Origin of the sequence: Collinsella sp. D33t1_170424_A12 (assembly GCF_015554865.1) — a bacterium.
In the GTDB taxonomy this organism is placed as follows: domain Bacteria; phylum Actinomycetota; class Coriobacteriia; order Coriobacteriales; family Coriobacteriaceae; genus Collinsella.
This window is the reverse complement of the sequence record NZ_JADNJJ010000025.1, coordinates 1-4,445: the sequence shown is the minus strand read 5'-3', so window position 1 is coordinate 4,445 and position 4,445 is coordinate 1. Positions and strand designations below refer to the sequence as shown.

Genomic DNA, 4,445 nt, shown 5'->3' with positions numbered 1-4,445 from the left:
ACCGCGCCCGCCACCCGGGGCCCGCGCGGCGGCGTCCGGCCCCTTGGGCTACGCCGGGACCTCGGCTAGCGGTCCATCTTCCCCTTCACCATGGTGAGCGAGATCTTCTGACGCGCGCGGTCGACGCCCGTCACCCATACGGTCACGGTGTCGCCCACCGACACGACCTCGCTGGGGTGCTTCACGAAGCGGTCGGCCAGCTTGGAGATGTGCACGAGACCGTCCTGGTGCACGCCCACGTCCACGAAGGCGCCGAAGTCGACCACGTTGCGCACGGTGCCCTTGAGCTCCATGCCCACCTCGAGGTCCTCGATGCTGCGCGCAGCCTGCGAGAAGATGACCTCGGGTGCATCGTCGCGCGGGTCGCGGCCCGGTTTCTCCAGCTCCGCCACGATATCGCGCAGCGTCGGCACGCCGCAATGCAGCTCTCCCGCCAGCTCGCCCAGAGAACCCACGCGCTTGGCGATGCCGGGAACGCCGCCGGCAGCCAGCGCCGCGGGCTCGACGTGCGCGCGATGCAGCAGCTCGGTGGCCACGTCGTAGCTCTCGGGATGCACGCTGGTGGCGTCGAGGGGGTTCTTGCCGCCGGCGATGCGCAGGAAGCCCGCGCAGTTGAGAAACGCCTTGGGTCCGAGCTTGGGCACCTTCTTAAGTTGGCGCCGGTCGGTGAACGCACCGTTCTCCTCGCGATATGCCACGATGTTCTTCGCCACCGCGGGCGTGATGCCCGACACGTAGGACAGCAGGCTCGCGCTCGCCGTGTTGAGGTCGACGCCGACGCGGTTCACCACGTCCTCCACCACGTTGCCCAGCGCGCGGCCCAGCTCCGCCTGGTCGAGGTCATGCTGGTACTGGCCCACGCCGATGGACTGCGGCGGAATCTTGACGAGCTCGGCCAGCGGGTCCTGCAAGCGGCGGCCCAGGCTCATGGCGCCGCGGGTGGTCACGTCGAGGTCGGGGTACTCCTGGCTCGCCAGCTCGGACGCCGAATACACCGACGCGCCCGCCTCGTTCACGATGGTATAGCGCAGATCTGGTGCCGACTCCGCGATGAAGGCCGCCACGACCTCCTCGGTCTCGCGGCTCGCCGTGCCGTTGCCCACCACGATGGTGTTGATGCGGTGCTTGCGCACGAGGCGGGCCAGCTCGCGCTTGGTCCCCGCGATGTCGCGGCGCGGCGGCGTGGGATACAGGATGGTGTGGTCAAGCAGCTTGCCATATTCGTCCAGCACCGCCACCTTGCAGCCGGCGCGGTAGCCCGGATCGAGCGCGATCACGCGGGCGCCGCGCACGGGGCGCTGCAGCAGCAGGCCCTCGGTGTTCTTGGCGAACACCTTGATGGCGTCGAGCTGGGCGCGGACCGTGAGGTCGACGCGGAGCTCGCGTTCGAGCGAGGGCGCCATCAGGCGCTTGTAGCCGTCGGCAACCGCACCCTCCAGCACGGGGGCGAAGGGGCCGCGACGGCGTGGATAGCGGCCTACCAGACGATTCGACGCCGCCTCGCCGTCCACACGTACGCGCACGCGCAGCTTGCCCTCGCGCTCGCCGCGGTTGATAGCCAGGATGCGATGGTTGGGGATGGTCCGCGCCGCCTCGGCGAACTCGTAGTACGGCTCGTAGGGCGTTTTTTCGTCCGCATCCACCGCCTCGGACTCGATGGCGGCCGTCTTCTGCGTGAACTCGCGCAGGTCGGCCACGTTCTCGGGGTCTTCGGCCACGAGCTCGGCCACGATATCCTGCGCGCCCGCAAGCGCCGCCTCGGGGGTGTCGTAGCCGGCAGGCGCGTTGAGGTAGCCCTCAGCGACCTTGAGCGGATCGTCGCTGCGCGCGGGTTGCATGAGAATGAGGTTGGCGAGCGGCTCCAGGCCGGCGTCGCGGGCCTTCGAGGCGCGCGTGGCGCGCTTCTTGCGATAGGGCTTGTAGAGGTCCTCGACGCGCTGGAGCACCGTGGCCGAGCGGATCTCGTCCAGAAGCTCCGGCGTGAGCTTGCCCTGCATGTTGATGAGGTCGATGACGTCCGCCTTGCGCTGCTCGAGGTTGCGCAGGTAGGCCAAGCGGTCGTTGAGCGCGCGCAGGGCAACGTCGTCCATCCCGCCCGTGACCTCCTTGCGGTAGCGCGCGATGAACGGGATGGTGGCGCCTTCGTCGATGAGCGCGACCACGGCCTCGATACGCGACGCGGATTGGCCGAGCTCGGCTGCCAGCGCGGCGGCGATACGCGCCTTGAGGGCCTCCGGCACCTCGGCGGGCACGTCCAGGCGCTCGGCTGCCGGCGCGACATCGGCCGCGGCCGTCGGGACAGGCGAAACGGCAGCGGTGACGGCGCCCGTCTCGGCTGACGAAACGACGCCGCTCGCGCTTCCGGTCCCTGCGGCCGCGCATGCACCGGACGCGCGAACGCCCTCGCCCGCCGCGCCCGCAGAGGCGCCCGCGCCCCGTGCGGAACCAGGCGTTGCCGCCGACTTGCCCGCGTTGGCAGGGTTGAGCGCGGCGACCATATTCATGATGGAAGCAACATCGACATGTTGGGTATCGGCCATATCTCGATCTCCTCACTAATCAGTCGGGTTCCCTATCCTACACGACCGAGCCGACGCGCGGCGCACGCTCCATGCACTCGCCACGCGCCGCAGCAGCAGCCGCGCCCCGCTCGAAACCGTCCCAAACACCATGCGTATGCTTATCGCCAGCTCGAATCCCATGCGTATGCTTTTTGCCAGCTTGACTCCCATGCGTATGCCTTTCGCCAGTTTGACTCCCATGCGTATGCTTTTCGCCAGTTCGAATCTCATACGTATGCTTTTTGCCATTTTTTGGGCGAAAAACGGTAAAAACGAGCACAAAAGCATACGTGCAAATGCCTAAGCATACGCACAACGTCGAAAGCATACGCACAAGGTAGGCGCCGGCGCCCGCGGGCACCGCCCCAGCTCCCCTCCCATCTCGGTGGGCCGGTCGCGCGCGACGCCGGTGCCCTGATGGGCCATGCTGAATAACGAAAGCCGCTACGGCTGACAAAACCATAGAGCCCCCCGCGCGAACACCGCCCCGGCGCACGAAACGCCACGTCGCCGCTACCGCCCGACCGCGTGGAGCCGCGACGCGACGCGCCACGGTACAATGGAGCCCGAACCCCTCGCGAAAGGAACCCCATGCACCGCATCCTCTTCATATGCCATGGCAATATATGCCGTTCGAGCATGGCGCAGTTCGTATTCGAGGAGCTCGTGCGGCGCGCCGGTCGCGAGGACGAATTCGCGATCGACTCGGCCGCCACCTCCCGCGAGGAGATCGGCAACCCACCCCATCGCGGCACCGTGGCGAAGCTGCGGGAGGTCGGCATACCCGTGGGCCCGCATCGAGCGCGGCAGGTCAGTCGCGACGAATTCGACCGCTGGGACCACGTCGTCTATATGGATGAAGAAAACGAGCGCGGCCTGCGCCGCATCCTCGGCGCCGACGCCGCGCGCGCCTGCACGAAGCTCCTCGCATATGCGGGAAGCTCCGCCGACGTCGCCGACCCCTGGTACACCGGCGACTTCGACGCCACCTACCGCGACGTCGTCACGGGCTGTTCCGCCCTCTTCCAGCACGTAACCAATTGTCCCGCGCCCGCCCTCCCGGCGGCGCGCACGCGTTAGGAGCACACCCATGATCGGACTCGGCACGCTTATCGACGTCTCGCTCATCCTCGTCGGCGGTTTCGCGGGCATGGCGTTCGGCCGCTTCATCAACGGGCGCATCCAGGACACCCTGCTCAAAGCAACCGCGGTCGCCATCCTGTTCGTAGGCATCTCGGGCGCGATGGCCGGCATGCTCTCCCTGGCAGACGGCGGGCTCTCGGCGAGCAATACCGCCCTGGTGGTGGGCTCCCTCGCCCTGGGATCGCTCATCGGCGAGGTGCTTGACCTGGAACGCCAGATCGACCGCTTCGGTGAATGGCTCAAATACGCCACGCGCAGCAACGGCGACGCCGAATTCGTCGACGCCTTCGTGACGGCATCGCTTTCCGTCGCGGTGGGCGCCATGTCCATCGTGGGCGCCATCCAAGACGGCACCACCGGCGACTTCTCGACCCTAGCGGTCAAGGGCGCCATCGACGCGCTGCTCGTATGCACCATGACGGCCTCGATGGGCAAGGGCTGCATCTTCGCCGTGATCCCCGTCATCGTGCTCCAGGGCAGCCTCACCCTGTTGGCTAGCTTCCTACAGCCGCTCATGACGGCGACCGCGCTCGCCAACCTGTCGACCGTGGGCTCGATCCTCATCTTCTGCATCGGCGTCGACTTGATCTGGGGCAAGACGTTCCGCGTGGCCAACATGCTGCCGAGTGTACTCGTGGCCATGCTCGCCGCCCTCTTCATGTAGCGGGCGCGCCTGCGACGCGTGCGGGCAGCCAGCCGCCGCGCAGGGGGGCGCGCATTCGAGGCGCCTCCAAGTCATCG

Annotated in this window: 3 protein-coding genes; 2 read left to right on the top strand and 1 reads right to left on the bottom strand. The window is 67.9% G+C overall.

From position 1 onward, the window contains the following. Window positions 1-65 precede the first annotated feature (65 nt). Entirely contained in the window at window positions 66-2,540 is a 2,475-nt protein-coding gene (locus I2E26_RS01185) for a Tex family protein (protein ID WP_229056310.1), read from the bottom strand. Window positions 2,541-3,152: 612 nt separating this feature from the next. Between I2E26_RS01185 and I2E26_RS01180 the strand changes: the two genes are divergently transcribed. Together I2E26_RS01180 and I2E26_RS01175 are read left to right on the top strand one after the other, a co-directional pair. Next, entirely contained in the window at window positions 3,153-3,641 is a 489-nt protein-coding gene (locus I2E26_RS01180; RefSeq protein ID WP_195419295.1) for a low molecular weight protein-tyrosine-phosphatase, read from the top strand. Window positions 3,642-3,651: 10 nt separating this feature from the next. Further along, window positions 3,652-4,368, top strand: a complete 717-nt coding sequence (locus I2E26_RS01175) for a DUF554 domain-containing protein (RefSeq protein ID WP_195419294.1) — start codon at window positions 3,652-3,654, stop codon at window positions 4,366-4,368. Window positions 4,369-4,445 lie beyond the last annotated feature (77 nt).

What these genes read in the sequence shown, in the direction of transcription:
- I2E26_RS01185 (WP_229056310.1), bottom strand. Translation starts at nt 2,540, where the DNA reads ATGGCCGATACCCAACATGTCGATGTTGCTTCCATCATGAATATGGTC.
- I2E26_RS01180 (WP_195419295.1), top strand. Translation starts at nt 3,153, where the DNA reads ATGCACCGCATCCTCTTCATATGCCATGGCAATATATGCCGTTCGAGC.
- I2E26_RS01175 (WP_195419294.1), top strand. Translation starts at nt 3,652, where the DNA reads ATGATCGGACTCGGCACGCTTATCGACGTCTCGCTCATCCTCGTCGGC.